The following is a 25,473-nucleotide window of genomic DNA, read 5'->3' as shown; positions in this document are numbered from 1 at the left end:
CATCGACGTAGACATCAAATCAGATGAAGGAGTTCAACTTGCAAATCGTCATCGTCATCGCCTTCATTCTGATCCTGGCCAGTCTATTCTCTGGTTTGTATTTCGTCATGAAGGACAAGGGCAAAACTAACCGCGCCGTCAATGCACTCACATTCCGGATCGGCTTTTCCATTTTGCTATTCCTCTTCATCATTATTAGTTACAAAATGGGTTGGATTCATCCAGCAGATTTTCCAGTTTCGGGTCGGTAAGCCCGTACCGTTAAACCTGACGAAAAAACGCCGCTTGCTGCGGCGTTTTTTCATGGTGGCGAATCGATTCAGAGCCAATAGACCAAGACGTAGAGCAGCAACCAGACCACGTCGACAAAGTGCCAATACCACGCCGCTGCCTCGAATCCGAAGTGATGCTCGGCTGTGAAGTCACCGCGGATGAGTCGAAACAGAACGACCGACAGCATGGTTCCACCCAAAAACACATGGAATCCGTGGAAGCCGGTCAGCATGAAAAAGGTCGAACCATAAATACCCGATGACAGCTTGATACCTAAAACTTCATAGGCATGATGATATTCATAGGCTTGGCATAATAAAAATGTGAAGCCCAATATCAGAGTCAGCACCATCCAGAAAATTGCATTTTTCCGGTGACTTGCGCGAAGAGCGTGGTGAGAAATCGTTAACGTCAGGCCCGAGGACAGCAGCAAAGCCGTATTGATTGTGGGGATGGGCCAAGGATCCATGGCTTCTTTGATGCTTGGAATCAGACCTGCGGGGCCCACGCTGGGCCAAGCCCCCGTGAAGGCTGGCCAGAGAATTTTGCTGTGCAAAGCCGAAAGATCCGGCAGCGAATAGACCCGGGAATAATAGAGCGCGCCAAAAAACGACGCGAAAAACATGACCTCGGAAAAAATAAACCAGCTCATACTCCAACGAAAGGACGTATCAACTGCGAGGTTATGTTTGCCAGCCTCGCTTTCTGAAATGGTTTTCCCGAACCAGCGAAATTTGGTAAATACGAAAAAGAAAAAGCCAAGAAAAAATAACAGATCGCCGTGGGGGACGCCGTTGAACCAGAATGTCAATCCGAACGCCATAGTAAGCGCGCCAGTTGCCGCCATGGCAGGATATGCCGATGGGCCTGGCAAAAAATAGCCTTTTGGCTGTGCGTGTGTGGACATATTGCCTTCCTCTTCCTTATGGATTCGATTTGAGTACGACCCAATGTACGATGCTGATGAGTATGCCGATAAATACTGCCGCCGAGATCAAGCCCGCAATGATTATATGAAGGATATTAAGTTGCGCAAAATCATTCTCACGATCTTTGGATTTACGGATGCCTAGAAACGCCCAGGCAATAGCCTTGAATGCCGAGAGGAATTTACGCAATTCAGCGACCCTGAATTCGCTTTTATGCAAGCACGGATGGCGAGATACTAATATTATTCAAATATCATTACAAAAATGACCACTTGAAAACAAAACCGAGGAAAAGCACGCCCACGATACTAAGGAGCACGAGTGCCAATCTCAGGTTTTGGCGGCGCTTTTCGGGAGACATGTCATGATTGCCCACAAACAATCTCAATAACCGAGAATTTTAGTTGCAGTGGCATCGAGCTTGGGTGGTGTTTCAAAAGTGTGGAAGGGGGCTGGTGAAGGAATTTCCCATTCCAGGCCATGAGCTCCATCCCATGGGCGCTGTGGCGCTTTCTCGCCTTGGCCGCGGAACATCGGAATCACAACGGCAAACAGGAAGTAAGCCTGTGACAGACCGAAGCCGAAAGCACCGATCGAGGAAATCATGTTGAAGTCGGTGAACTGCACCGGGTAGTCAGCGTAGCGACGCACCATGCCGGCCAGGCCCAGCAAATGCTGCGGGAAGAAGGTCACGTTGAAAGTGATCATCGAAGCCCAGAAATGGATTTTCCCGGCTGTTTCGTTGTACATCAATCCCGTCCATTTGGGCGACCAGTAGTAGTAACCCATGAAAATGGCGAACAGCGAGCCTGCAACCAAGACGTAGTGAAAATGAGCGACCACGTAGTAGGTGTTATGCACATAGGTATCGATCGGTGCCAGCGCCAGCACAAGCCCGGAGAAACCACCAAAGGTAAAGACGAAGATGAACCCAATGGCCCAGAGCATGGGCGTTTCGTAAGTCATCGAACCGCGCCACATGGTGGCAACCCAGTTGAATACCTTAACGCCCGTGGGCACAGCGATCAGCATCGTGGCGTACATGAAGAACAACTGGCCAGTGACGGGCATGCCAGCAGTGAACATGTGATGTGCCCACACGATGAACGAGAGAATGGCAATCGAAGCCGATGCATAGACCATCGAACTGTAGCCAAACAGTGGTTTGCGGGCGAAGGTCGGTACCACAGCGCTAACGATGCCGAAAGCGGGCAAAATCATCACGTAAACCTCGGGGTGCCCGAAGAACCAGAACAGATGCTGGTAGAGCACGGGGTCGCCGCCGCCGGCAGCGCTGAAGAAACTGGTTCCGAAGTGGCGGTCGGTCAGTGTCATGGTCACCGCGCCGGCCAGTACCGGCATGATGGCAATCAGCAGATAAGCCGTGATCAGCCAGGTCCATGAAAAAAGCGGCATCTTCATCAAGGTCATGCCGGGAGCGCGCATGTTCAGGATGGTGACGATGATGTTGATGGAACCCATGATGGATGAGGCACCCATGATGTGAATCGCAAAAATCACGAGGTCCATGCCCATCCCTTGCTGAATGGTCAGCGGCGCATAGAGCGTCCAGCCGACATCAGGTGCTCCGCCGGGGACGAAGAATGATGATGTGAGCAAAATGGCCGCGGGGATCAGCATCCAAAAGCTCAGGTTATTGAGCCGCGGAAAAGCCATGTCGGGCGCGCCGACCTGCAGCGGAATCATCCAGTTGGCGAAGCCCACCATGGCGGGCATCACGGCACCGAAAATCATCATGATGCCGTGCATCGTCGAGAACGACAGAAACAACTGGGGATTCAGGAACTGAATCCCCGGCTTGAAGAGTTCTGCGCGGATGCCCATCGCCAGAATGCCACCCTCGAACAACATCCACAAAGCAAACACCAGATACATCGTGCCGATGTCTTTGTGGTTGGTGGAGAACACCCATCTGCGCCACCCGTGCGGATGGTCATGGGCATGATCCCCGACGTGGGCTGGGGCATGGACTGGATCAAGCACTGCGCTCATGCTGCACTCCTAGCAAAAATACATTAATTATTAAGATCGTTATTGGGTCAAGACAGCTAAATCAGGCGACGCTTAACTTGTCGCGCCCGACGGCGCCAGCGCTCCGCCGTCTTTCTTCAACTTGGCTTGCTCAGTTTTGACCCATGCCGCGTAATCCGGCAGGGATACGACCTTGACCACGATCGGCATGAAGGCATGGCCTTTGCCGCAAACCTGGGCACATTGGCCGTAGTAAGTGCCCACTTGATCGGCCTTGAACCAGGTTTCACGAATGAAGCCGGGGATGGCGTCCATCTGCACCCCGAACGATGGCACATACCAACCATGCAAGACGTCCATGGATGTGGTGAGAATGCGGATCTTCTGGTTGACGGGCACAACCAGGTCATGGTCAACAGCCAGGAGGTAGTTGTTGGGCTTGGGGGCGTTGCCGTAGATTTCCGACATCGGCGTGGTGAGCGTGGAATAAAACGAAATGCCCTTGCCGGGGCCGTCGACATAGTCGTAGCCCCACTTCCACTGATAACCCGTCACTTTGATGGTGAGATACGAATCGGAGACGTTTTGCTGCGCCACCACGGTCTTGGTCGCGGGGATGACCATGGCGATCACGATCAGCAGCGGAACGATGGTCCAGGCGATTTCGACCGTGGTGCTTTCGTGGAACTGGGAAGCCACGGCTCCCTTGGATTTGCGGTGCTTGAACACCGAATAGAACATCACACCGAAGACGAGGACACCGATGGCCAGGCAGATGAGCATGACCATGTAGTTGAGGTCGCGCTCGTCACGCGCGATGCTGGTGACGGGGTGCTGGAAATCGATGCCGTTGACTTGCGGACCGCCCGGCAGGCTTTGATCGGCAAAGGCCGTGGAGACGAACAGGGCCGAGGCCGCAGTCAGGTAGTACTTCAACTGTTTCATCTTGGATGTCACCTAGTTTTGAAATGGTTCGAGCAGTTTGGCTCAAACTGCCAGCAATGCACGGCGCAAGTCGCGAGCCAATTTCTCGCGCCGATCGGGCCGGGTGTAGCGGCCCATGAAAGCCTGCTTGCCCGACCCTGAAATTTCGACCATGCCCTTCTCGTTCACCACAATTCTCGCCCACCGCGGGTTGAACTCGGCCCGCTCGACGCGGCCGGCATTTTCCCACTCCACCACCAGCGACTGCGCCGATACCGTCACCCGTTCGCGATCCGCCGCGTGGCGCGCATAGACATACAACGCCGCGCCAAACGCCAATAGCTCCAACACCGTAAACGGCGGCACCAATGTCGCGCCGCCTTCCCAGCACATCAGCGCCACGAATGACGAGACGAGCGCCAGGGAGGCGAAAAAACCGAGCAACTGCTTGGGACTGATCGAACAGTTGCGCTTGAACAGCCACACCAGCGCACCATCTTGCTCAGATGGCGCGCCGAGCAGGCCGAAATCGAGGGTGCTCACCAACTGCGCAGCCATGTGGATCACCTCGTTTCGCTTGCAGACGCCGAAAAACTGCAACCTCTTTCCAGGTATTGATCTTGCTCAACACCAATCCAGCACAAACGTATTAGCGTCGAATTATAGAGATGGAGCCCCGCCATGGCGGGGGGCATGGGGTCATTTGCACTGATTTTGCTCACAATCAACACCGCTCGCCACTCATCACGTTCCTGAGATACAACAATCTTGCGCGTACAGAGGCAAAGCACGTCATTTGCCACCGCCTCACATCATGCCAGCAAGGCACCGGCCCGGCTTCGGGAATTTCCCCGTATTGACGCCAAGCAGAAGGCCAACATTGGTGCCGATCAGCGTTTGCGCCCGGTCGCCCGCAATTGCTCCAGTGGGAAGCTGGCCACACCCGCGCGAGCTGGTTGGGTTGCGGGTTTGAATGCATGGCCGTAGACCAGCTCGAAACTGAGCCCGACTTCTGTGCGACCCGCCGCTTGCGCCTGGTTGAGCAGCGCATGCTGCAAGGCTTGCCACTGCCGGGGCGTACGCAAACCATGCGCAACGGCCGCGTGTACCGGCCTTCCCAACTCGGCGAGTTCGGCCAGCGCGTCTTTGGGGCTGGCATAGCGCAGATGCAGCATCTCCATGTCCATCACGGGTTCTGCGAAGCCTTGGTGCACCAGCATGTCACCCAAGTCATGCATGTCGGGGTATGTGGGTGGGATAACGCCTAGATCGCGGCATTCCGCTCGTCGCAATTCGCGCAGCGTGTCAGGCCCGAACGTGGTGAACATCAACACACCGTCTGGCAGCAAAGCGCGGTGCCAGGCGGCGAACATGGCGTCCAATTCGGCAACCCAAGGCAAGGCAAGGTTGGACCACAGCATCTGCGCCGCAGGAAGTACTGTCTGCGCGCCAATCGGCCCCGACAATGGCGCCGCGATCACCTCGGTTCGGCCTTGACCACGCAGGCCGCGCAGCCAGCTTCGACCCGCATGGGCCTTGCGCGCCGCATCGGCCAGCAAGGCCGACGGCTCCACTCCGACGATCTGCGCTCGAGCGTATTGCTGACGCAGCAAGGCAAGGCCATCGCCCCAGGCGCAGCCCATGTCGAACACGGACTGGGGTTGCAACTTGAGCAGCGGCAAGCGCTCGGCCATGCGGCGAGCGGCCTCTTGCCAGATGAAGGGCGCTGGCCTGCGGGCCAGCCGATCCCGCGCGGAAACTGTGCCAGGCTGCAGGCCCTGGACCGGCGCAGTGGGAGGCGTGGACATATGGCTCGCTGAAGTTTTGAAGTGATGAACGCCCCAGAAGTCCGCAAGCGGACGCCTCCGAGGGGGTCCAGGAAACGCGGGAACGACCCGGCGTTTCCTGGAGAGATCTGGGTGCGCAATATAGTTCGCGTATGCCAACGACGCCCGCCTCGCTGCTGGAACGCATGGGCGCAGCCCTGCGTCCGGCGGGTTTGTGTGAGATTTGCGCCCTGCCCTCGCGCCAGACGCTGTGCAAACCCTGCACGGGCCAATACCTCGGTGGCATCGAGCCACGCTGCAGCCATTGCGGCCTTGCGCTGGCAGCGGGCGGCTTCACCTGCGGTGTCTGCCTGCGATCGCCCCCACCCTACATCCGCACCTTGACCCTGGGCGACTATGGCGTGCCCATCGACCGCTTGATTCAGCGCCTGAAATTCGGCAACGAGCCGGCCATCGGCCATTGGCTGGGCCAACTGCTCGCCGCGCACTGGCGTGCCGCTGGCCACCCCCTGCCCGGCCTTGTGCTGCCCATCCCCTTGTCGCCCGCGCGGCTGCAGCAGCGCGGCTACAACCAGGCATGGGAAATGGCGCGCACTTTCGCTCGGGAGCTTCGCGTCACGGCGCGCAGCGACGTCTTGATGCGCGTGCGCGAGATGCCGCCGCAAAGCCGCCTGCCGCTGGCGCTTAGGACCAAGAACGTGCGCGGCGTCTTCGCCGCACCAGGCCCATTGAAGGCTCAACATGTGGTGCTGATCGACGACGTGATGACCACCGGCAGCACGCTGGGTGAAGCCGCCTCGGTGCTGCTGCGCGCAGGGGCAGCAGAGGTCAGCGTGGCTGTCGCCTTGCGGACGCCGCCACCGGGCTGAGCGTCGCCCACCGCTGCAACCCTGTCCCTTGCGCCCTCATGTTCAACATCGTCCTCGTCCATCCCGAAATTCCACCCAACACCGGCAACGTCATCCGCCTGGCGGCGAACACCGGATGCGCGTTGCATCTGGTCGAGCCGCTCGGCTTCTCGCTGGACGACAAGCAATTGCGGCGCGCCGGTCTGGACTATCACGAATACGCCGAGTTGCGCGTGCATCGCGATTGGGCCGCACTGCGGCACAGCGCGCAAAACCTGGCCGATGCGCCACGCATGTTCGCCTTCACCAAGTTCGCCGGCACGCTGCTTGGGCAGGCCAGCTTCCAGCCCGGCGATTGGCTGGTGTTCGGCGCGGAGACCGCCGGGTTGTCCGCCGAGGTGCTGAGCGACTTCGCGCCGCCGCAGCGCCTGCGCCTGCCGATGCGCCCGGGGCAGCGCAGCCTGAATCTGTCGAACGCGGTCGCGGTCGGGGTGTTCGAGGCCTGGCGGCAATGCGGTTACGCAGGTGGTGGCTGACCACGGTCAGCGCAACAGCACCAACCACAAACGTCAGAGCCCGGAGAAATCCGGCTTGCGCTTGGCCAAAAAAGCGCCGAATGCTTCTTTCGCTGCCGGGCCCTTGAGCAAACGCTCGAAGTGGCCCGCCTCTTCAGTGATCATGGCATGCACCGCTGCGCGCTGCGGCTGGCGCAGCAGGGTTTTGGTGACCATCAACGAAGCCAGCGGCTTGGCCGCGAGCTTGCGCGCTTGTTGCAAGGCGAAGGCGTTGACCTCGGACGGCGGCAGCACGCGATTGACCAAACCCAGTTCCTGCGCCTCGTCGGCCGTGAACGGCTCGCCGAACAGCAGCTTTTCGTTTGCCGCCGCATGGCCGATGCGCAGCGGCAGCAGCAGGCTGGACGCGGCCTCGGGGCACAGACCCAGGTTGACGAAAGGCAGCGAGAACAGTGCGTTATCGCCCGCGTAGACCAGGTCGCAATGCAGCAGCAAGGTGGTGCCGATGCCCACTGCAGGCCCGCAGACGGCGGCAAGGGCAGGCTTGGGAAAGTCGGCGATGGCGCGCAGGAAACGGAACACGGGCGCCTCCATGCTGGCGGGCGGGCGCTGCAGGAACTCGCTCACATCGTTGCCGGCGGTGAACAGGCTCTCCTGGCCCTGGATGACCAGCACCCGGGTCTGCGCGTCGCCGGCGGCCTGCTCCAGATGGTCGGCCAGTGCGGCGTACATCGCGCTGGTGAGCGCGTTCTTTTTCTCGACCCGGTTGAAGGTCAGGCTCAGCACGCCATGCTCAAGATGGGCGAGGATTTCGGACATGGTGGCCGCTCCGGATGGATGGTCGTTGAAGGCATTGATGTTGCGCAGGGCTGCGGGCACAGGCCCTGCCGGGGCTCAGACCAGCTCGAAAATGCCGGCCGCGCCCTGGCCGGTACCCACGCACATGGTCACCATGCCGTACTTCAGCTTGCGCCGGCGCATGCCGTAAATGGCGGTGGCCGCGCGGATGGCGCCGGTGGCACCGAGCGGGTGGCCGAGGGCGATGGCGCCGCCCAATGGGTTGACCTTGGCCGGGTCCAGCCCGCAGGTGTTGATGACGGCGAGGGACTGCGCGGCGAAGGCTTCGTTCAGCTCGATCCAGCCGATGTCGCCGAGCTTGAGCCCGCCGGCCTTGAGCGCTGCGGGAATGGCTTCGATCGGACCGATGCCCATGATCTCGGGCGGCACGCCGCGCGAGGCAAAGCTGACGAAGCGCGCCAGCGGCTGCAGGTTGTAGCGCTTGACCGCCGCTTCGGACGCCAGGATGAGGGCGCCGGCGCCGTCCGACGTTTGCGAGCTGTTGCCCGCCGTGACGCTACCCATGCCGGTGGCTTTGCCCGTGGGGTCTTTGGGCGAGGCGAAGGCCGGGCGCAGCTTGGCGAGGGCTTCGAGCGAGGTATCGGCGCGCGGGCCTTCATCCAGGTCGACGGTGCGGCGGCGCTCGACCACTTTGCCGCTGGCCAGGTCGGGTTGGCGGTCGATGATGTCGATCGGCACGATCTCGTCGCTGAATTCGCCGGCGGCAAACGCCGCCATCGCACGCTGGTGCGATTGCAGCGCGAACGCATCCTGCTGCTCGCGACTCACCTTCCACTGCTGCGCCACTTTCTCGGCGGTCAGGCCCATGCCGTAGGCAATGCCGACGTTCTCGTCGCGGGCGAACACCAGTGGGTTGAACGAGGGTTTGTTGCCGCTCATGGGCACCATGCTCATGCTCTCGGCGCCGCCAGCCAGCATGACGTCGGCCTCGCCGACGCGAATGCGGTCGGCCGCCATCTGGATGGCGGTGACGCCCGATGCGCAGAAGCGGTTGACCGTGACCCCGCCGACCGAATTCGGCAGCCCGGCCAGCAGCGCGGTGATGCGCGCCATGTTCAACCCCTGCTCGCCCTCGGGCATGGCACAGCCGATGATGGCGTCTTCGATGGCGGCCGGATCCAGCCCCGGCGCCTGCTTGAGCGCGGCGTGGATGGCGGCGATCAGCAGATCTTCCGGGCGGGTGTTGCGGAACATGCCGCGATGCGATTTGCCAATGGGCGTGCGCGCGGCGGCGACGATGTAAGCGTCTTGAACTTGGCGGGACATAGGGGTCTCCTGATTCGGCTACGGGTTCGATCTGGCTCAGCCCTGCTTGCGCGGCGCAGCCAGGTGGGTGATGGTTCCTTGGGCAGCGGCGCACACCTTGCGCTGCGCTCCCTGCGCGGCAAAAATCTCGCAACGAACAACAGCCTGGCTGCGTCCGGCATGCACCACGCTGGCTTCGGCGCAAAGCCGCTCGCCAAGCGCGGGACGCAGATAATTGATCTTGAACTCCGAGGTCACGACCGCGGACCCAAGCGCGCTGCCGCCGGCGAAGGTGAGGGCGTTATCGGCCAAGTAGCACAGCACGCCGCCATGGGCAAAGCCGTTCTGCTGCAGCAACTCGGGGCGCAGCGGCAATTCGAGGATGGCGCGGTTGGCTTCATAGGCAACAAGCTCCGCGCCCATCAGCGCACTGAAAGGCTGCTGCGCCAGCACGGCGCGGCCAAGATCGAGCATGGTGCTCATCGCACGGCGTCCAGGGGCTCAGTTGCGCACCGGCTTGCCGGTTTGCAACATGCCCATGATGCGTTCCTGGGTCTTGGGGTTGTCGAGCAGGGCACAGAAGCGTTCGCGCTCCAGGCGCATCAGCCAGGCTTCGTCGACCACGCTGCCGGCATCGACCTCGCCACCGCACATCACCTCGGCCACGGCGGCACCGAGGGCGAAGTCGTGGGCGCTGATCTGGCCGCCGTCGCGCATGTTCACGAGCTGGCTCTTGATGGTGGCGGTGCCGCTGCGCCCGGCCACGGTGATGCGCGCCGCAAGCGGCGGGCGCCAGCCGCTGTCGGCCAGCGCACGCGCCTGCGAGCAGGCCACGTGCAGCAGTTCGTCCTTGTGCAGCACGATCACGTCCTCCGGCAGCAGATAGCCCATCTGCCGTGCCTCGATGGCCGACTTGGACACCGCCGCCATGGCCGGCTGCATGTACAGCGCCTTGAGGAAGGCCAGCACGTCGGCGCTGCCGCCATTGGCCTGCGCCAGCTCACTGGCTCGACGGGCGAGATACGTGAGTCCCCCGCCGCCCGGAATCAGGCCCACGCCCACTTCCACCAGGCCGACATAGCTTTCCAGCGCCGCCACGCGGCGCGCGGTGTAGGCGGCCAGCTCGCAGCCACCGCCCAGCGCCAGGCCGCGCACCGCGGTCACCACCGGCACCTGGGCATAGCGCAGGCGCAGCATCACGTCCTGCAGCTTCTTTTCCTCGGGCTCGATGGCCTTGGAGCCACCGGCCATGAAGGCCGGCAACATGGCTTGCAGATCGGCGCCGGCGGAGAAAGGCTCGGCGGTTTGCCACACCACCAGGCCGGCAAAGCGAAGCTCGGCTTCCTCCACCGCCTTGTGCAAACCGGCCACCACACCGGGACCGATGGTGTGCATCTTGGTTTTGAAGCTGGCCACCAGCACGTCGTCGAAACCGGGCGCCGTCCACAGGCGGATGGATTCATCCTCGAACACCGTGGCACCCGCCTTGGCAGGATCACCCGCGGCCTCGCCGAGCACGGTTTGCGGAAACAGCTGCCGCGCCATCACCGGCAGTTCGCGGCGCGGCTTGTAGCGGCCTTCGGCGGCCGACCACGAACCCTCGGGTTTGTGCACGGCGTCGATCTGCGCCACCCAATCCGGCAGCGGCGCGCTGCACAGCGCGCGGCCGGCGGCGATGTCCTCGGCAATCCAGTCGGCGATCTGCTTCCAGCCGCCAGCCTGCCAACTCTCGAACGGGCCTTCGTTCCAGCCGAAGCCCCAGCGGATGGCGAAGTCCAGGTCGCGGGCGTTGTCGGCCACCGCGCCCAGATGCACGGCGATGTAATGCCACACATCGCGGAACACGGCCCAGAGGAATTGCGCCTGTGGGTTGGTCGATTCGCGCAGCAGTTTGAAGCGCTCGGCCGCGGGCTTTTTCAGCATGCGCGCGACGATCTCATCGGCCTTGCCGCCACCCGCCACATAGTCGCCGCCCTTGGGGTCGAAGCGCAGGATGTCGCGGCCCACTTTCTTGTAGAAACCGGTGCCGGTTTTTTGCCCCAGCGCGCCCTTGTCCACCAGAGCCTTGAGCGCCGGCGGCGTGGCGTAGAGCGCGGCGAACGGGTCTTTGTCCGCAGGCAGGGTGTCGGCCATGGTCTTGATCACATGGCCCATGGTGTCCAGGCCGACGACGTCGGCGGTGCGGAAGGTGGCGCTCTTGGCGCGGCCGAGTTTCGCTCCGGTGAGGTCGTCGACCACGTCGAAACTCAGGCCGTAGCGCTCGGCCTCGTGCATCACCGCCAGGATGGAAAACACACCGACGCGGTTGGCCACGAAGTTGGGCGTGTCCAGCGCCCGCACCACGCTCTTGCCCAGGGTGGTGGTGAGGAAGGCTTCGAGCTGGTCCAGCACCTCCGGCGCGGTGGCCGGCGTGGGGATGAGTTCGACCAGCGGCATGTAGCGCGGCGGGTTGAAGAAGTGCACGCCGCAAAAGCGCGCGCGCAAGTCCGCATCGAAGCCTTCGCTCAAGGCCGTGATCGACAGGCCCGAGGTGTTGCTGGCGAACAGGGCGTGCGGTGCCAGATGCGGCGTGACCTTTTTGTACAGGTCGTGCTTCCAGTCCATGCGCTCGGCGATGGCTTCGATCACCAGATCGCAACCCGCCAGCAGCGGCAGGTCGGTTTCGTAGTTGGCGGTGCGAATCTGCACGGCGTCGTCATTCAGGCCGAACGGAGCCGGACTGAGCTTTTTCAGATTGGCCACGGCCTTGTCGGCGATGGCGTTCTTCGGGCCGTCCTTGGCGGGCAGGTCGAACAAGATGACGGGCACGCGGGCGTTGATGCAATGGGCGGCAATTTGCGCGCCCATGACGCCGGCGCCCAATACGGCGACCTGGCGAATCGGGAATCGGGAAGTCATGTCGGGTCCTTGGTTTGGGTGCATGGAGTCGCTGGATGCGAGGCAAGGTTCAGGCGAACACCGCCTCGGTATCCATCAAGGCTTTGGCGCCGCTGCGCGCCATGCGGATGGCGGCGGCCGATTCTGGGTAAAGCCTGGCGAAGTAGAACCGAGCGGTCTGCAGCTTGGCCTGGTAGAAGGTCTGGTCTGCTGCGCCCTGCGCCAGTTTGTCTTGCGCGGCCTTCGCCATGCGGGCGAAACCGTAGGCGAACACCAGATGCCCGACCACGCGCAGATAGGGCACGGCGGCAGCGCCCACTTCCTCGCGGTTCTGCATCGACTTCATCGCCAGTTCCATGGTGAGCTTCTGCACCTTGTCGCCCAGGTCGGCCAGGGGGTTGACGAACTCCTGCATCGCCTCGCTCACGCCTTCGGCCTCGACAAAAGCGGCGACGATCTTGCCGAACTTCTTGAGCTTGGCGCCGTTGTCCATCAGCACCTTGCGGCCAATCAGGTCGAGCGCCTGAATGGTGTTGGTGCCTTCGTAAATCATGTTGATGCGGGCGTCGCGCACATATTGCTCCATCCCCCATTCGTGGATGTAGCCATGGCCGCCGAACACCTGCATGCACTCGTTGGTGGCGGCAAAACCGTTGTCGGTGATGAAGGCCTTGACGATGGGCGTCAGCAGCGCGACCAGGTCGTCGGCATCCTTGCGCACGTCCTCGTCCGGGTGCAGGTGGGCCTGGTCGAGCATCAGCGCCACCCAGTAGGCGAGGAAGCGCCCGCCCTCGGCCCAGGCGCGGGCCGTGAGCAGCATGCGGCGCACATCGGGGTGAACGATGATGGGATCGGCCGGCTGCTCCGGCGCTTTCGGGCCGGTGAGCGAGCGCATCTGCAGGCGGTCTTTCGCGTAGGCCAGGGCGTTCTGGTAAGCCACTTCGGTCAGGCCCAGCGACTGCATGCCCACACCCAGGCGCGCGCCGTTCATCATCACGAACATGGCCGCCAGGCCTTTGTTGGGCTCGCCCACCAGCCAGCCGGTGGCGCCGTCCAGCGTGATCTGGCAGGTGGAGTTGCCGTGAATGCCCATCTTGTGCTCGATGCCGGAGCAGAAAATGCCGTTGCCCTGGCCCTTGTTGCCGCTGGCATCGGGCAGGAATTTGGGCACGACGAACAGCGAAATGCCTTTGCTGCCTTCGGGCGCGCCGGGCAGCTTGGCCAGCACCATGTGGATGATGTTCTCGGCCAGATCGTGCTCGCCGCTGGAGATGAAAATCTTCTGCCCCGCGAGCTTGTAGCTGCCGCCGTCCTGCGGCTCGGCCTTGGTGCGAATGAGGCCCAGATCGGTGCCGCAATGCGGCTCGGTGAGGCACATGGTGCCAGTCCACTGGCCCGATGCGAGCTTGGGCAGGTACAGGTCTTTCTGCGCCTTGCTGCCATGCGCGGAAAGCAACTCCACCACGCCTTGCGTCAGGCCGGGGTACATGGTCCAGGCCTGGTTGGCGGCGTTCTCCATTTCGTGCACGGCGCTGCCCACCAGATGCGGCAGGCCCTGGCCGCCATATTCGGGCGCCGCGGTCAGCAGCGGCCAGCCGGCCTCCACATACTGGGCCCACGCCTCCTTGTAGCCCTTGGGCGTGGTGACGGCGCGGCTGGCCGGGTCGTAATGGCAGCCCTCGCTGTCGCCACTCAGGTTGATGGGAAACAGCACTTCGGCGCAGAACTTGCCAGCTTCCTCGCACACCTGGTTGATGAGGTCGGCATCGACATCGGCATGGGCGGGAAGTTCGCGCAGCGCGGGCACGACATCGAGCACTTCGTGCATGACGAACTGCATGTCGCGCAGCGGTGGGGTGTATTGGGGCATGGTGGTCTCCTGGAATGGGTATGGGTTGTGGGCGCGCGGATGCGGCGTTTCAGTCGCCGCCGCCGGAGAGGGTTTGCAACAGCTTCATACCGGTCGGGGTGGCATATTGGCCGATCAGCCGCTGGTAGCCTTGCTGCGCCAGTTCGACGCAGCCGTGCGCTCGCAACAGCCGCGAATCGTGGTGCAGTGCGAGGATTTGGCCGTGCAGTTCGAACGTCAGCAACTGCGCCGGAGTCTTGGCCTGCAGATGCCCAACCTCGATGGCTTGCAGCACCGCGCGCAACAGGGCGTCGTGCCAGGTCTGCACCATCAGCACCAGGGCGTCGCGTACCGGGCCGGGCCGGTCGTCGAACTCGACGGCGCCGGAAATGTAGATGCAGCCGGTTTCCACCTCGCGGCTGACCTGCTGCACCCAGCGGTCGAACAACATATGCAGTCGCGGAAGGCCGCGCGGCTGCTCCAGCGCGGGGTAGAACACCTCGGCCTCGAACAGGCTGTGGTAGCGGCGAATGACGGAAATCTGCAGCTCTTCGCGCGAGCCGAAATGGGCGAATACACCGGACTTGCTCATGTCCATGCGGTCTGCGAGCATGCCGATGGACAGCCCTTCCAGGCCGATGCGCCCTGCCATTTGCAGCGCGCAATCGAGAATCGCCTGGCGGGTCTGGTGACCCTTGCCCGGCAACTCGGCAGGCTCGCCAGAGCTTGGGGCGACGACCCGCGTGGCGGCAGCATGCCTTGGGGCGGATCTGACGACGGATGCAGGTTTACGGGGCATGGCGGCTTGGTTTCAAAAATCGAACGATCGTACTATTTCTGAAACCGCTGGTTTTGTCAACACAAACCTGCGCACGGGCCAGCGCACCGGGCGGCTGACGCCACGATGCGGTGCAAAGGATGTCAGGAATGCGGCAGCATGCCGCAAGCCCTCACGCCAGCAGAACGCCGATGGCGCGCTCGACGCCGCCGGCAGTCAGCCGGCCGGGGCCGCTGCGCGTGAACTGCAGCAGACAGCCGCAGACATAGATGGCCAAGAGCTGGGCGCGCTGCGCAGGGTCGAAGCCTGAGGCCAAGCCTCCCTGCTCCACCGCCAGCTTCAGGCTCTGCCGCAAGGCGGCTTCGACGCGCTCGAAAAACTGGTTCATGCGCAGTTGCAATCGCGCGTGTTCGCCAACCAGCGCATCGCCGGCCATGACGCGGCAGAGGCCGGCGTTTTTCTCGGCGAAGCCCAGCAAGGCCTGGACGATGCGAGCCGCCTGCTGGGCGCCGGATTCCTGCTGCTGCGTGATCTGGTTGATCAGGCCGAACACGCTGCGTTCGATGAACTCGATCAGCGCCTCGAACATTTGCGCCTTGCTGGCGAAATGGCGGTACAGCGCCGCTTCGGAAACCTGCAGGCGCTGCGCCAGCGCGGCGGTGGTGATGCGCTCCGTACCCGGCTCCTCCAGCATGCCGGCGAGGCATTGGAGGATTTGCTCGCGCCGCTCGCCGGGCTTGGGGCGCTTGCGCGGCTGCGCCGAAGCCGCCAGCGGAGGAGCGGAATTCAACGCGGGATCAAGGAACGCAGACGCCATAGTGAGCCGATTCTCGCACGCACATAGGCTGGGCGGCCATGGCGTGCCCCCGGCTTGGCCGCCGCATGGGGCTGGCGGCGCACCGCACGGTGGTCGTAGCGCGTGAACCATGCGCCGCGCAGGCCCAGGCGCCGTGCGGACTTGAGGTGCTGCAAGGTGTCTTCCACCAGCACGCATTGCGCCGGGCGCAGCTGGTGACGCCGCAGCACATGGCGCAGCATGCGGGCGTCGGGCTTGGGACGCAGGCGACCGAACTGGCGCATGTCCTCGATGCTGATGACGCCCTCGAACAACTTGAGCAGCTTGAGCTGGCGCAGCACCCGCAGCGCATAGTCGCGCGGCGCATTGGTCAGCACCCATTTGCGCCCCGGCAGACGGGCGATGGCCGCACGCTGGCTGGGATCGGCGCGCAGCATGCGTGGCAGTTCGGGGAAGCGATGGGTCTCGGCCAGGAAGTGCGCGGCCTTCACGCCATGCTCATGCATCAAGCCCAGCAGCGTGGCGCCATAGCGCTGCCAGAAATGACTGCGAATGCGGCTGGCCTCGGCCGGGTCGACGCCGAGGCGGCGCTGGATATAAGCGGCCATCTCGGCGTTCATCAGCGGGAACACCTGCCACGAGGCATCGTGCAGGGTGTTGTCCATGTCGAACAACCATGCCGGTGCATGGCTGGCATCACGCCGCATCGGCGCGCTCCAGGCGGGCGAAAACATAGCGTCCGCCACCAAAGCGCGCCGGTGCGAAGTGCGGTTCGACGGCGGCAACCGCATGGGCCACGGCCTGGGCAAATCCAGGCCCGTCGAACACGAAGGTGTGGAACTCGCCGTTCTCGCCGCAGGCATCCACGCCCGGCGGCAGGGCGTCGATGAATGCGGTGTCGAACAATCGGCCGCAAAAACTGTCGGGCAGGTGGCGGCTGTCGACGCAGACCACACGGGCGCTGTAGCCCAGAGCGATGAACTCGCGTGCCAGCTCCGACCTCGGGCGGCCCCACAGGGGCAGCTCGGCGCGCAGCCCGGCAGCGGCGCAGACCTGCTCCTCCCAATCGCGGTGCGGCTGCAGGTCGATGTCGCCAAACACCGCAGCCAGCGCGCCGCGACCGGCCAGTTCACGCAACTGGGCGGCGAACACAGCCTGATAGTCGTCCCAGTTCGCGCTGGGCGCCACCAGCTCCAGCCCGAGCGCCACGGCCTGCGCCTGCATCAGCTCCAGAGGCACGCCATGGCTGCGCAGGCGCTCGCCGGATTCGTCCAGCATGGCCAGGAGCCAGCGCACGTCGAGGCCAGCCGCGCGCGCCTGGCGCAAGGCGAGCATCGAATCCTTGCCGCCGCTCCAGGAGGCCAGCGCAGCGCCACTTGCGGTGGCCTTCGGGCGCTCAACAAGCAGGCGCCGGGCCGCTCCCAGGCTTGCTTGAGCCCCTCGGGGGGCGGGCGCCGCTTGCGGTGACCTCGGGGCCATCGCCATCAATGCGAGCGGATCATGGTGCCGAAAGCCTGCTCGGTGAGGATTTCGAGCAGCATGGCGTGGGGGATGCGGCCGTCGATGATGTGCACCGAGTTCACGCCCGAGCGCGCGGCGTCGAGCGCCGAAGCGATCTTGGGCAGCATGCCGCCGGAGATGGTGCCGTCGGCGAACATCTCGTCGATCTCGCGCGCCGTCAGGTCGGTCAGCAGTTCGCCCTGCTTGTTGAGCACGCCGGGGGTGTTGGTCAGCAGCACCAGCTTCTCGGCCTTGAGCACCTCGGCCAGCTTGCCGGCCACCACGTCGGCGTTGATGTTGTAGTTCTCGTTGTTCTGGCCGAAGCCCAGCGGCGAGATCACCGGAATGAACTGATCGTCCTGCAGCGCCTTGACCACCGCCGGGTCGATGGACTCGATCTCGCCGACCTGGCCGACATCGTGTTCGAGTTCGGGGTTGTCGCGGTCGCGCATGCGCAGCTTGCGCGCCTGTATCAGGCCGCCGTCGCGGCCGGTCAGGCCCACGGCCTTGCCGCCGGCGACGTTGATCAGGCCGACGATGTCCTGCTGCACCTGTCCGGCCAAGACCCACTCGACCACTTCCATGGTCTCCTCGTCGGTCACGCGCATGCCTTGAATGAAGGTGCCCTTCTTGCCGATCTTGGCCAGCGCCTCGTCGATCTGCGGGCCGCCGCCGTGCACCACCACCGGGTTCATGCCCACCAGCTTGAGCAGCACCACGTCCTCGGCGAAATCCTGCTGCAGCCCGGCGTCGGTCATGGCGTTGCCACCGTATTTGATGACGATGGTCTTGCCATGGAATTTGCGAATGTAGGGTAGCGCCTGGGCCAGAATCTCGGCCTTGTCGCGCGGGGAGATATGCGTCAACTCGGGCGTGGCATGCGGGTGTTGGTCGGACATGGCGGGTGGTCTGCGGTTGGAGCGTGCGGTCGGGGCGTGGGGTCAGTGGGAGCATTCAACGCTGAAAGCGGGCGAGCGCATTTTAGGAAGACCCGCGCAGGTTTAGGGTTGGATGGATGATTGTTAAACTTTGTTGCATGAAGACTTGGTCTCGCGTTCTGCTCATCATCATGCTCGCCCTGCTGCCACTGCGCGGCTGGGCGCAAGCCGTGATGCTCGCGGACGGCGAGCCGCTGGCGCCGACCCTGGTGTCGGCGCCGGTGCAGGGCATGGCCGACATGGCCATGGATATGGGCATGCACGATCACGCCGCGATGGCAGCCTCGCAAGACATGGGCACCCAGCTGCCCGCAAGCGACGCCGACCGCGGTTGCAGCGACCACGCGCACCAACTCTGCGTGGTCTGCGGCATGGCCGCGGCCAGCCTGCCAGCCCTCTTCACGTCCCACCCTGGCCAGGTGCAGCAGCTCTGCCCCATGGCCGCTTCCAGCGGCTGGCACAGCGCCGAAGCCCGCGCGCTGCTGCGTCCCCCTCGCCTGTAAACCTCGCGCTGTCGCGCGGCTTGGCGTGCCCGAAGCCTTGTGCGCCGGGGTGCCCCAGCCCACAGCACAGTACATGCAAGCCCGGTGCCGCCAAGCGCAGCACCATGTCCAGGCCCAGCCGCGTGCGCCCAAGCCGGCCACGCTGCAATGCGAGGTTTTCATGCAATACCCTGTCTTTCACGTTCCCTTGTTCGCCGTGCTGTCGCGCACGGCGCGAACCACGCTGCCCCTCGGCGCCTTGCTGCTCGCCGCTTGCGCACCGCTGCAAACGCAGAACAATCTGCGCGCGGCCAACGCCATCGCCCAACCGCACACCGGCCAGACCGTGGAGCTGCAAACCACGGCCGACGCGCACGCCGAGGCCCAGCGCCGGATCGACGCGCTGCTGGGCAAACCGCTATCCGCCGACGACGCCGTGCGCGTCGCCCTGCTCGGCAGCCCGGCGTTGCAGGCGCTGATCGCGCAGACGCAGGCGGTCTCTGCCGCATCCACCCAGTCCGCAAGGCTGAGCAACCCGGTGTTCGGCTTCGAGCGCCTGCTGATTGGCGGTGGTGGCGGGGTGGAAATCACCCGCAGCCTGAGCATCGGCCTGCTCGACCTGCTCACCTTCCCGACCCGTTCGCGCATCGACTCGGCGCGGCAGGAGCAGCTGCGTCTCACGCTTGCCAGCGAAGTGCTGCGCACCGCAGCGCAAGCGCGCATGGCCTGGGTGCGCGCGGTTGCCGCGCAGCAAAGCGCCGCCTACAACCGCGATGTGGAAGATGCCGCGCAGGCCACCGCCACCCTGGCCGCACGCATGCAGCAAGCGGGCAATTTCACGAAGCTCGATGCCGCACAGCAGGCGCTGTTCGCTGCCGATAGCCGCCAGCAAAGCAACCGCGCCGGGCTGGCCACGACCCAAAGCCGCGAGGCCCTGGTGCGGGCGCTGGGCTTGTCGCCCGAGCAAGCCGCACGCCTTGCCTTGCCCGCGCAACTGCCCGCGGTGCCGCGGCAGCTTCCAGCCGCCAGCGCAAGGCCGCTGCAAACCGCCCTCGACACCCGGCTGGACGTGCAGCTCGCTCGCGCCGACTACACGGCCACTGCAGTGGCGGCGGGCCTGGCGCGCAACACCAGCCTGATCGACCATGTGGAACTGGGCGGGGTGCGCAAGACCTACAGCGACGCCGCGCCGCAAAACGGTTTCGACCTCATCCTGCCGCTGCCGCTGTTCGACCTGGGTGATGCCCGCCGCAGCGCTGCCGCCGACCGTGTGCTGGCGGCGCGCAACCGTGCCATCGCCACGGCGCAAAACGCCGCCTCGCAATTGCGCGAGACCGATGCCGCGCTGCGCCATGCCTGGCAGCAGCAGGACATCAGCCGCCAGCAGATCGTGCCGCTGGCGCAGTCCGTGCTCGACGAAAACCAGCTTCGCTACAACGGCATGTTGATCGGCGTGTTCCAACTCGTCGCCGCCGCTGCAGCGCAGGCACAGGCTGTGCGCGGGGGCATAGCCGCGCAGCGCGATTACTGGCTGGCCGATGCCGGCTGGCAGGCGGCGCAACTCGGCGTCGACGTGGGGCTGTCCGCTGCGCTCGACAACCCGTCCGCCAGCGCCGCCTCGCCTTCCGCCGCAGGCCACTGAGCCGCGCACCCCACCAGGAAACCACCATGAATACCCGACGCAACTTCCTCGGCGCCGCCGCAGCGCTCGTCGCCGCGAGCGCTGCCAGCCGCAATGCTCTGGCGACCGCGCCCGAGCCCTACAGCCAGACCAGCGCCGACACGGCAGCGCCCCGGCATCCGCAAGCCGGACGCCCCTACAACCCGGTCGTCACGCTCAACGGCTGGAGCCTGCCCTTCCGCATGAACAACGGCGTGAAGGAATTCCACCTCGTGACCGAGCCGGTGGTGCGCGAAATCGCCCCCGGCATGACGGCCAAGCTGTGGGGCTACAACGGCTCCAGCCCCGGCCCGACGATCGAGGCCGTCGAGGGTGACCGCGTGCGCATCTTCGTCACCAACAGACTGCCCGAACACACCTCGGTGCACTGGCACGGCATCCTGCTGCCCAACGGCATGGACGGCGTCGGCGGACTCAACCAGCCGCAGATCAAGCCCGGCCAGACCTTCGTCTACGAGTTCGTGCTCAAGCACCCCGGCACCTTCATGTACCACCCGCACGCCGACGAGATGGTGCAGATGGCGATGGGGGCGATGGGTTTCCTCGTCGTCCACCCGAAAAATCCGCGCTTCATGCCGGTGGACCGCGACTACGTGTTCCTCATCAACGCCTACGACATCGACCCCGGCAGCAGCGTGCCGCGCATCAGCACCATGCTGGACTTCAATCTGTGGACCTGGAACAGCCGCGCCTTCCCCGGCATCGCGCCGCTGGTGGCGCGCACCGGCGACCGCGTGCGCATTCGCATGGGCAACCTCACCATGACCAATCACCCCATCCACCTGCACGGCCATGCCTTCGAGGTGGCCGGCACCGACGGCGGCTGGGTGCCCAAGGGCGCGCGCTGGCCCGAGGTGACGGTGGACATCGCCGTGGGGCAGATGCGCGCCATCGAATTCATCGCCGACAACCCCGGCGACTGGGCCTTCCACTGCCACAAGTCGCACCACACCATGAACGCCATGGGCCACAGCGTGCCCACCATGATCGGCGTCCAGCAGGACGACCTCGCCCCCAAGCTGCAAAAGCTGCTGCCCGACTACATGCCGATGGGCTCGAACGGCATGGCCGAAATGACCGAGATGGAGATGCCCCTGCCGGACAACACCCTGCCGATGATGACGGGGCGCGGCCCTTACGGCTCGGTCGAGATGGGCGGCATGTTCAGCGTGCTCAAGGTGCGTGACAACCTTGCGCCCGGCAGCTACAAAGACCCCGGCTGGTACCGGATGCCTCCGGGGACGCAGGCGCATGCGGTCAGTACCGATATTCCTTCAGCCGCCACCGACCCGAGCGAACCCCAATCCACTCCCGACACATTACAGGTGCGCAAGCCCATGCAACATCAACACTGACCACCCCAACCCTCCCCACCTCGCTCAAACCTCAACTGGAGATCACCATGAAGACCACCGTTCAAACCCTCGCCGTCCTCGCCTTTGCCGCAGCACTGGCCACTCCCGCACTGGCCGCTGGCAGCCATGCCGACCACGACCACTCCACCCCTGAAGGCATGGCGCAGCACATGCAGATGATGCAGAGCATGCCCGGCATGCAAGCCGCCTCGCCAACGGCGACCGCCGGGCAGCACGAAACCGATGGCGTGGTGCGCAAGATCGATGTCGCTGCGGGCAAGATCACCCTGCGCCACGGCCCCATTCCCAATCTCGGCATGGGCGCCATGACCATGGCCTATCAAGTCAAGGACAAGGCCATGCTCGACGGGCTGAAGGACGGCGACGCGGTGCGCTTCACCGCCGAGCGAGTCGACGGTGTCTACACCGTCACGCGTCTCGAACGCGCTCGCTGAGCCAGACCCGCCCTACCCCGTGGGCTGCCAGCCGGTAGCCCACCTACACTGCAGCCATGCCACGCCTCACACGCCTGCCCATGGTCTTGCTCAGCCGCCCGCGCCTCGGCGCCGCGCTGGTGCTGGGGTTGCCGTTGTTCGTCGCACTCGACACCACGCTGACGACAGGGCACGCCCTGTTGCTGGCGTTCGACCTTGCCTGCGCCGCCTACTTGGGGGCGATTGCGCTGATGATGTCGCGCACCACCCCCGAGGCCATGCGACGGCGCGCCGAGTTGCAGACCGAGGGCCGCTGGACTGTGCTGGTATTCAGCCTGCTGATCTCGGCCGTCGTGCTGCTCTCGCTCAAGACCGAGTTGCTGGCCAGCAAGCACAACTCGCCGCTGGATTTGCTGCTGGCCGGCGTCAGCATCGTGCTGTCGTGGATGTTTTTCAGCGTGGTGTTCACCCAGGACTACGCCCATGGCGACCACCGCGGCCGCCTGCAAGGCAAACCCTGCCTGCAATTCCCTGGAGACGTCGAGCCGGATTATTGGGACTACCTCTATTTCGCGATGAATCTGAGCATGGCGTTCCAGACCTCGGACGTCAACATTCTCGACCGCTCGCTGCGCCGCGTGGCGCTGCTGCATGGTGTGGTGGCGTTTTTTTTCAATGTGTTCATCGTCGCCCTGATGGTCAACGTGGTCGCAGGGGTGCTGTAGGGAAACGGAAGATGCCCGGCAAATTCGCGAAAAAATCGTCAAGCACGCTTGATGATGATTGAATTTTCAGCCCCCCTATCTTTTAATCTTCAGCTCAGGCTCTTTTGAGCCTGAACCCAAGTCCAGAACCCCATCAGGAGGAATCCATGAAATACAAAATGCTGGCCATCGCGGCCGTCGTCATGTCGCTGAGCGCGTGCCAAAAGGCTGAGCAGGCTGCCAGTTCCGCAGCCAGCGCGGCCAAAGGCGCCGCCTCGGCTGCCACCAGTGCCGCGGCCAATGCAGCGAGCAACGCCGGCGCGGCCATGAACCACGCGGCAAGCGCCGCCAAGTCCGGCGCGGCAAATGCCGCCAGCGCAGCCCAAAGCGCGGCTTCAAGCGCCATGGGTGCAGCGAAGGACGCTGCCAACAGCGCCATGGAGGCCGCCAAGAATGCCGCGCAGAAAGCCAAGAACGCGGTGAAGAACTGAGTTTCTTCCGGCTCCAAACGGCGGACTTGGTCCGCCGTTTTTTTGCCCGTACGCCAGCTTGCCCCGGCCTCAGGTTTGGCCCAGCGGGCGCGTGGGCACGGCGTCGGCATCGTCCATCGCCGCTGGCGCGTCGGTCGCCTGCAGCGCGAGGGGAAGGTCCAGGCCGTCATCGCAGGCATGGCTCAGGATGTCGGCGTCGAACGTGGTCCAGGCGAACTTGCGTGTGGCCTTGTTGCGCTTGCTGCGATAGAGCGCCTGGTCGGCCAGCATCAGCAGCGCTTCCATGCTCTGCGGTGTTGCACCCAGCCAGACGACGCCCAGGCTGAGCCCGGGAGTGACGGCGCCGGATCCGGCAAGTTGCAATGGCCGCTGCACCTGGTCGATCAGGCGGCGCAAAGCGGGATCGATGTCGGCGGATTCGCGCACCGGGGCGAAGGCGATCACGAATTCGTCGCCACCCAGGCGCACCAGATAGTCTTCCGGGCGCAGCGCATGGCGCATGCGCAGCGCCACCTCGCGCAAGAACACATCGCCAGCCTGATGGCCGAAGCGGTCGTTGACCTGCTTGAAATCGTCGAGATCGACCAGCGCCAAGGCGTAGCGCCCAGATGTCCCGGGCCGGGCCCAGCCGGACAGAAATTCGGTTAGGGCGGCGCGGTTGGGCAGGCCGGTGAGCATGTCGTGCAAGGCCCGGTGTCGCTGGCTGTCGCGCTCGTTTGCCAGGGTTTCGCGCAGGCGCAGATTGTCGAGCACCAGCTCGATCTGCTGTCGCAGGCGCCAGGCGCCGCGCTGGGTCGAGCGTTGGCGCTCGCTGCCACGGCCGAGCCTGGGCACGCCCTGCAAAACCAGTACGGCCCAGGGGGTTTGCTGCATGCTCACCGGCAGCGCCAGGCCCTCCTCGGGCGTGGTGCCAAGGGCTAGCACCTCTTGCTGCCAGGAATGCAAGGCCAGGGGCAGACATGGCAGTGGCAGTGCGGCCAGGCGCGGTGGCCCCGCATGTGCGAGCACGGCCATGTCGCCCACCTCGTCCACACGCAACAGCCACGCCGAACTGCACAGCCCATGTTCGAGCAGGCTTGCGCAAAGCAGGCGCGGGAGATCCTGCAGGCTTTCCGACTTGAGGCCGGCACGCACGACGGCGCTGTAGGTGCGGTCCCAGACGGAGCGCACGCGCAACGCCCGCATCATGCTGGTGGCCTGGAAGAAGACACTCCAGGCGAGCACCAGCATCGCCACGGCGGCAAACCACTGCAAGCGGGTGTTGCGCCACAAGGCGATCCATAAATCGCGCTGGGGAATGGTGACGAACGCCGTGATGCCGAAGGCTCCAACCCGGTGCCAGGCCAGATTGCGCAGCATTTTGTCGGCCGAGACCAAACCACGAAGGAAGCCTTGTTGCGCCGCCGGCCCTTGCCGCAACGTTCGCGCCAGAACGCCTTGACGCGGCTTGCTGTAATCGCCGGGCTGCCGCGCCTCGGGCACCAGCGGCCAGCGCAGCAGCATGACGCCGTCATTGCGGATCCATCCCGCGGCGAAGCCGGGCCACTGCCTGTCTTGCTCCTGGCTCAGTTTTTCCACCGTGCTGGCCTGGAGCGAAAAATCCATGATCAACTCGATGGCGCCGATGAGCCTTCCCTGCGCATCGCGCACCGGCAAACGCAAGGGCACATGCCAGAGCGTGCTGCCTTCAGGATGCTGCATCGCACCCACCTCCAGCTGGCCATTCCGCAGGCCGGCCATGGCGCGGGCCGCACCAGGCTCGCGGTGCCGCGCCATACCAGGTTCGTCGCTCGCCAGCACCTGGCCCTGCGCGCCCAGTATCCGTGTGAACAACACGCGCGGCGGGCTCAGATCGTCATAGGCATCCAGCCACAAGTCGAGCGCGGAAGGGCTGGGTTGGAGCAACTCCGGCTGCGCGCCCAGCCCCTTGGCCAGCAAATCGCCATATTGCTGCGCCCGGGAAAAATCCTTCTTCATCAACTCGGCCAGCAGCAGGGCATTGGCTTGCAATTGCCCGTTCACTTCGGCTTGTGTGCGGCGCTCGATCTGGAGGGTTGCCCACGCCGTGTAGAGCAAAATCAGCAGGGTGAACGCAACCATCCACAGGCGCAAGCGCCACACCCCCGGGGGCGTCAGTTGGTGCGGCACAAGAGCGGCAGCGGGTGCTGGCATGAATGAGTGGGCTTGGCGCGAAGCGCATCTGTTCAAGCATACACA

26 protein-coding genes and 1 pseudogene are annotated in these 25,473 nt (G+C 64.2%); 9 read left to right on the top strand and 18 right to left on the bottom strand.

Going from position 1 to position 25,473, the window contains the following annotated elements; genetic code table 11:
- Nucleotides 1-38: 38 nt before the first annotated feature.
- Entirely contained in the window at nt 39-251 is a 213-nt protein-coding gene (locus ACYCUK_RS02265; protein ID WP_461593220.1) for a twin transmembrane helix small protein, read from the top strand.
- A gap of 68 nt (nt 252-319) precedes the next feature.
- On the opposite strand, the gene ACYCUK_RS02260 is transcribed toward ACYCUK_RS02265, so the two are convergent.
- From ACYCUK_RS02260 to ACYCUK_RS02230, 7 genes and pseudogenes are all read right to left on the bottom strand, one after another.
- Nucleotides 320-1,180, bottom strand: a complete 861-nt coding sequence (locus tag ACYCUK_RS02260; RefSeq protein WP_461593219.1) for a cytochrome c oxidase subunit 3 — start codon at nt 1,178-1,180, stop codon at nt 320-322.
- A 16-nt stretch (nt 1,181-1,196) separates the two neighbouring features.
- The gene (locus tag ACYCUK_RS02255; protein WP_112488167.1) at nt 1,197-1,391 is read right to left on the bottom strand and encodes a DUF2970 domain-containing protein; all 195 of its coding nucleotides are present in this window, start codon (nt 1,389-1,391) and stop codon (nt 1,197-1,199) included.
- 67 nt (nt 1,392-1,458) lie between these two features.
- Nucleotides 1,459-1,563, bottom strand: coding sequence for a cytochrome oxidase small assembly protein (locus ACYCUK_RS02250; protein ID WP_461593218.1), 105 nt, complete (start codon nt 1,561-1,563; stop codon nt 1,459-1,461).
- Between the two features lie 23 nt (nt 1,564-1,586).
- Nucleotides 1,587-3,215, bottom strand: coding sequence for a cytochrome c oxidase subunit I (gene ctaD / locus ACYCUK_RS02245; RefSeq protein ID WP_461593217.1), 1,629 nt, complete (start codon nt 3,213-3,215; stop codon nt 1,587-1,589).
- A gap of 87 nt (nt 3,216-3,302) precedes the next feature.
- Nucleotides 3,303-4,139, bottom strand: a pseudogene (gene coxB, locus ACYCUK_RS02240) (cytochrome c oxidase subunit II); the annotation flags it as partial.
- Nucleotides 4,140-4,181: 42 nt separating this feature from the next.
- Nucleotides 4,182-4,676, bottom strand: coding sequence for a DUF2244 domain-containing protein (locus ACYCUK_RS02235; RefSeq protein WP_461593216.1), 495 nt, complete (start codon nt 4,674-4,676; stop codon nt 4,182-4,184).
- 332 nt (nt 4,677-5,008) lie between these two features.
- Entirely contained in the window at nt 5,009-5,926 is a 918-nt protein-coding gene (locus ACYCUK_RS02230) for a methyltransferase domain-containing protein (protein ID WP_461593215.1), read from the bottom strand.
- Nucleotides 5,927-6,057: 131 nt separating this feature from the next.
- On the opposite strand from ACYCUK_RS02230, the gene ACYCUK_RS02225 reads away from it, so the two are divergent.
- Together ACYCUK_RS02225 and ACYCUK_RS02220 are read left to right on the top strand one after the other, a co-directional pair.
- Entirely contained in the window at nt 6,058-6,774 is a 717-nt protein-coding gene (locus ACYCUK_RS02225; RefSeq protein ID WP_461593214.1) for a ComF family protein, read from the top strand.
- A gap of 38 nt (nt 6,775-6,812) precedes the next feature.
- Nucleotides 6,813-7,289, top strand: coding sequence for a tRNA (cytidine(34)-2'-O)-methyltransferase (locus ACYCUK_RS02220; RefSeq protein WP_461593213.1), 477 nt, complete (start codon nt 6,813-6,815; stop codon nt 7,287-7,289).
- A gap of 33 nt (nt 7,290-7,322) precedes the next feature.
- Here the strand turns inward: ACYCUK_RS02220 and ACYCUK_RS02215 are convergent, their stop codons facing one another.
- The 10 genes from ACYCUK_RS02215 to argB form a co-directional block, all read right to left on the bottom strand.
- Nucleotides 7,323-8,087 carry an enoyl-CoA hydratase gene (locus tag ACYCUK_RS02215; protein ID WP_461593212.1) on the bottom strand — a complete coding sequence of 255 codons (765 nt, stop codon included), beginning with the start codon at nt 8,085-8,087 and terminating at the stop codon, nt 7,323-7,325.
- A gap of 75 nt (nt 8,088-8,162) precedes the next feature.
- A complete protein-coding gene (locus ACYCUK_RS02210; RefSeq protein ID WP_461593211.1) occupies nt 8,163-9,392 on the bottom strand; it encodes an acetyl-CoA C-acyltransferase in 1,230 nt (409 codons plus the stop codon).
- Between the two features lie 36 nt (nt 9,393-9,428).
- Nucleotides 9,429-9,854 (bottom strand): PaaI family thioesterase, encoded by a 426-nt coding sequence (locus ACYCUK_RS02205; protein ID WP_461593210.1) that lies wholly within the window; start codon nt 9,852-9,854, stop codon nt 9,429-9,431.
- An 18-nt stretch (nt 9,855-9,872) separates the two neighbouring features.
- Complete coding sequence (locus tag ACYCUK_RS02200) at nt 9,873-12,269, bottom strand: 3-hydroxyacyl-CoA dehydrogenase/enoyl-CoA hydratase family protein (protein ID WP_461593209.1); 2,397 nt, start codon at nt 12,267-12,269, stop codon at nt 9,873-9,875.
- Nucleotides 12,270-12,318: 49 nt separating this feature from the next.
- Nucleotides 12,319-14,118, bottom strand: a complete 1,800-nt coding sequence (locus ACYCUK_RS02195) for an acyl-CoA dehydrogenase C-terminal domain-containing protein (RefSeq protein ID WP_461593208.1) — start codon at nt 14,116-14,118, stop codon at nt 12,319-12,321.
- Between the two features lie 49 nt (nt 14,119-14,167).
- On the bottom strand, nt 14,168-14,896 hold the full coding sequence (locus ACYCUK_RS02190; RefSeq protein WP_461593207.1) for a TetR/AcrR family transcriptional regulator: 729 nt from the start codon (nt 14,894-14,896) through the stop codon (nt 14,168-14,170).
- A 151-nt stretch (nt 14,897-15,047) separates the two neighbouring features.
- Nucleotides 15,048-15,665: a nucleoid occlusion factor SlmA gene (slmA, locus tag ACYCUK_RS02185; RefSeq protein WP_461593206.1), complete on the bottom strand. Its 618-nt coding sequence runs from the start codon at nt 15,663-15,665 to the stop codon at nt 15,048-15,050.
- Nucleotides 15,662-16,378, bottom strand: a complete 717-nt coding sequence (locus ACYCUK_RS02180) for a pyrimidine 5'-nucleotidase (RefSeq protein WP_461593205.1) — start codon at nt 16,376-16,378, stop codon at nt 15,662-15,664. The genes slmA and ACYCUK_RS02180 overlap by 4 nt, the downstream gene beginning before the upstream one ends.
- A complete protein-coding gene (locus ACYCUK_RS02175; protein WP_461593204.1) occupies nt 16,368-17,150 on the bottom strand; it encodes a Dph6-related ATP pyrophosphatase in 783 nt (260 codons plus the stop codon). The genes ACYCUK_RS02180 and ACYCUK_RS02175 overlap by 11 nt, the downstream gene beginning before the upstream one ends.
- A 5-nt stretch (nt 17,151-17,155) precedes the next feature.
- The gene (gene argB, locus ACYCUK_RS02170; protein WP_112485257.1) at nt 17,156-18,070 is read right to left on the bottom strand and encodes an acetylglutamate kinase; all 915 of its coding nucleotides are present in this window, start codon (nt 18,068-18,070) and stop codon (nt 17,156-17,158) included.
- A 137-nt stretch (nt 18,071-18,207) separates the two neighbouring features.
- Between argB and ACYCUK_RS02165 the strand changes: the two genes are divergently transcribed.
- From ACYCUK_RS02165 to ACYCUK_RS02140, 6 genes are all read left to right on the top strand, one after another.
- Nucleotides 18,208-18,612, top strand: coding sequence for a hypothetical protein (locus tag ACYCUK_RS02165; protein ID WP_461593203.1), 405 nt, complete (start codon nt 18,208-18,210; stop codon nt 18,610-18,612).
- Nucleotides 18,613-18,685: 73 nt separating this feature from the next.
- The gene (locus tag ACYCUK_RS02160; RefSeq protein ID WP_461593202.1) at nt 18,686-20,233 is read left to right on the top strand and encodes a TolC family protein; all 1,548 of its coding nucleotides are present in this window, start codon (nt 18,686-18,688) and stop codon (nt 20,231-20,233) included.
- 26 nt (nt 20,234-20,259) lie between these two features.
- Nucleotides 20,260-21,627, top strand: a complete 1,368-nt coding sequence (locus ACYCUK_RS02155) for a multicopper oxidase family protein (protein WP_461593201.1) — start codon at nt 20,260-20,262, stop codon at nt 21,625-21,627.
- 47 nt (nt 21,628-21,674) lie between these two features.
- Nucleotides 21,675-22,082, top strand: coding sequence for a copper-binding protein (locus ACYCUK_RS02150; RefSeq protein WP_461593200.1), 408 nt, complete (start codon nt 21,675-21,677; stop codon nt 22,080-22,082).
- Between the two features lie 56 nt (nt 22,083-22,138).
- On the top strand, nt 22,139-22,786 hold the full coding sequence (locus tag ACYCUK_RS02145; protein WP_461593199.1) for a DUF1345 domain-containing protein: 648 nt from the start codon (nt 22,139-22,141) through the stop codon (nt 22,784-22,786).
- A gap of 146 nt (nt 22,787-22,932) precedes the next feature.
- Nucleotides 22,933-23,256 (top strand): hypothetical protein, encoded by a 324-nt coding sequence (locus tag ACYCUK_RS02140; RefSeq protein WP_461593198.1) that lies wholly within the window; start codon nt 22,933-22,935, stop codon nt 23,254-23,256.
- Nucleotides 23,257-23,325: 69 nt separating this feature from the next.
- Here ACYCUK_RS02140 and ACYCUK_RS02135 read toward each other — a convergent pair whose 3' ends face one another.
- On the bottom strand, nt 23,326-25,428 hold the full coding sequence (locus ACYCUK_RS02135; RefSeq protein WP_461593197.1) for a diguanylate cyclase domain-containing protein: 2,103 nt from the start codon (nt 25,426-25,428) through the stop codon (nt 23,326-23,328).
- Nucleotides 25,429-25,473: the final 45 nt, after the last annotated feature.

It is taken from the genome of Thiomonas sp. (assembly GCF_054608695.1).
This window is presented reverse-complemented; position numbering and strand designations above follow the sequence as displayed.